Genomic DNA, 2239 nt, shown 5'->3' on the forward strand with positions numbered 1-2239 from the left:
CCACGGCCCGTTCCCCGCCCGCCCGGTAGCGGCTCTCCAGCAGCGGTAGCAGCTCCTTGAGATGGTAGGTCTCCCAGCGTGGGGGGCCGCCGTCGCCGCCGTTCCACCAGTCGGAGTAGCTGCCGCACTTGCCGCCGTCGGGCATGACGACCAGTACGCCGGTGTCGCGGGTGAGCGCGTCGACGTCCGTCTTGGCGGTCCACGAGGCGTAGTTGTCGAGCCCGCCGTGCAGCAGCCACAGCACCGGCCAGTCCTTGCGCGACTCCCAGCCGCGCGGCAGCAGCAGCCGTACCTTCGTGGTGGCGTCGAGGGCGGGCGACCTGATCGTCAGCTCCATCCTGCGTTCGTCGAGCCGCTTCTCCTCGACCACCTCGACCGGGGATCCGGACTTGGTGGTACGGGGTTTCGGCGCGGCCGGCTCGTCCCTGCCGGCCATCACGACCGACAGGACCAGCAGGAACAGGCCGCCGGCGACGATGGCGCCGACCAGGCATCCACGTAATCGGGGGCGCATCGAGCCTCCTTGTTGGATGCGCGGATAATAGCGGGATGAGATCAATAGGCACCACGGCTCTGTCCGTTTTCCCGATATCGCTCGGCACCAACGTCTTCGGCTGGACGGCCGACAAGGAGACCTCGTTCGCGGTCCTGGACGCGTACGTGGAGGGCGGCGGCAACTTCCTCGACACGGCCGACGTCTACCCGCATTGGGCGACCGGCGAGTCCACGTCGGAAATGATCATCGGTGACTGGATGGCCGATCGGCGCAACCGCGACTCGCTCGTGCTCGCGACCAAGGTCGGCATGCTGGAGGGGCTGTCGGGCCTGTCTCCCGCGACCATCCGCACCGCGGTCGAGGACTCCTTGCGGCGGCTCCGTACTGATTACATCGACCTCTACTGGGCGCACGTGGACGATCACGACACGCCGCTCGTGGAGTCGCTCGCGGCGTTCGACGCGCTGGTGCGCGAGGGCAAGGTCCGTTACGTCGGGGCGTCCAACTACGGCCCGGCGCGGCTGGCGGAGGCGCTCAAGATCTCCGATGACGAGGGCCTGGCCAGGTACGTGGCGCTGCAGCAGCCGTACAACCTGGTCGAGCGCGGTTATGAGGGGGCGTTGCGCGATGTGGTGGCCGCCGAGGGGTTGTCCAGCACGCCGTACTTCGGGCTGGCGCGCGGGTTCCTGACCGGCAAGTACGCCCCGGGCGTGACCGTGGACAGCCCGCGGGCGGGCAAGGCCGCCGAGTACCTCGGCACCGAGCACGGGCGACGGACGCTGGAGGCGCTGGCCAAGGTGGCGAACGAGCGCGAGGTCGCACCGGCGTCCGTGGCGCTGGCCTGGGTCGCCGCCCAGCCGACGATCACCGCGCCGATCGCCAGCGCCCGGAACGTCGAGCAGCTCCAGCCGATCATGACGGCCGCGGCTCTGACGCTGAGCGCCGAGGAGCTGGCGCTGCTGGACGAGGCCTCCCGCCTCTGACCAGCCGCCTCTGACCAGCCGCCTCTGACCGACTACCTCTGACGGACCGCCTCTGACCGACGGCCGCCGGCTGACTGACTCTGGCCACACGACCGCCGACCGGCAGCCGCGATCGGGAGCCGCCGCCGGACGCCGGACAGTCGCGGCGCGTCCGGCGGCCCGCCAGAGGCGCCCCAGGGCCGCCATCCGGCGTCGTCTTCACGACGTACGCAGGCCGGCCGCGGTCAGCTGACGCGGCCGGACCAGCCGGATGCGGCCGGTTGACGCGGTCGGCCCAGCCGGATGCGGCCGGACGCGGTCAGTTGACGCCGTCGGCCCAGCCGGATGCGGCCGAACGCGGTCAGTTGTCGCGGTTCACCAGTGAGGAGCACAGCGCACGCAGCTCCGTCGCCTCCGGCAGGCACTCGTCCAGGGCCGTCAGCGCGGACGAGAGGTACTGATCGGCCGTCTCCTGGGCCGACGCGCGCCCGCCCGCCTCCTCCACGAGGCGGGCGGCCTCCTGGATGGACTCCTCGTCCGCCAATCCGGCCGACAGCATCTCCGACAGCTCGCGGGCGGGGGCCCCGCCCGTGCCCAGGGCGGCGAGGACGGGGAAGGTCTTCTTGTCGCGCCGCAGGTCACTGTAGACAGGCTTGCCCGTGACCAGCGGATCGCCCCAGATGCCGAGCATGTCGTCCACGATCTGGAAGGCCACCCCCAGATCGCGCCCCAGCGCCCACATCCGCTCCCCCAGCTCGGGCGCCCCGCCAAGGGCCACACC

The 2239-nt window shown here is 71.3% G+C and carries 3 protein-coding genes; 1 reads left to right on the forward strand and 2 read right to left on the reverse strand.

The window, feature by feature from the left end:
- The coding region (locus tag ETD85_RS61780) for an alpha/beta hydrolase (RefSeq protein ID WP_240780180.1) at positions 1–514 on the reverse strand (514 nt) is incomplete at its 3' end.
- Between the two features lie 35 nt (positions 515–549).
- Between ETD85_RS61780 and ETD85_RS61785 the strand changes: the two genes are divergently transcribed.
- A complete protein-coding gene (locus ETD85_RS61785) occupies positions 550–1479 on the forward strand; it encodes an aldo/keto reductase (protein WP_138699014.1) in 930 nt (309 codons plus the stop codon).
- 340 nt (positions 1480–1819) lie between these two features.
- Here the strand turns inward: ETD85_RS61785 and ETD85_RS61790 are convergent.
- Positions 1820–2239, reverse strand: a 420-nt coding sequence (locus tag ETD85_RS61790; protein ID WP_206059646.1) for a polyprenyl synthetase family protein, incomplete at its 5' end; no start/stop codon positions are given.

Origin of the sequence: Nonomuraea zeae (genome assembly GCF_005889725.1) — a bacterium.
GTDB lineage: Bacteria > Actinomycetota > Actinomycetes > Streptosporangiales > Streptosporangiaceae > Nonomuraea > Nonomuraea zeae.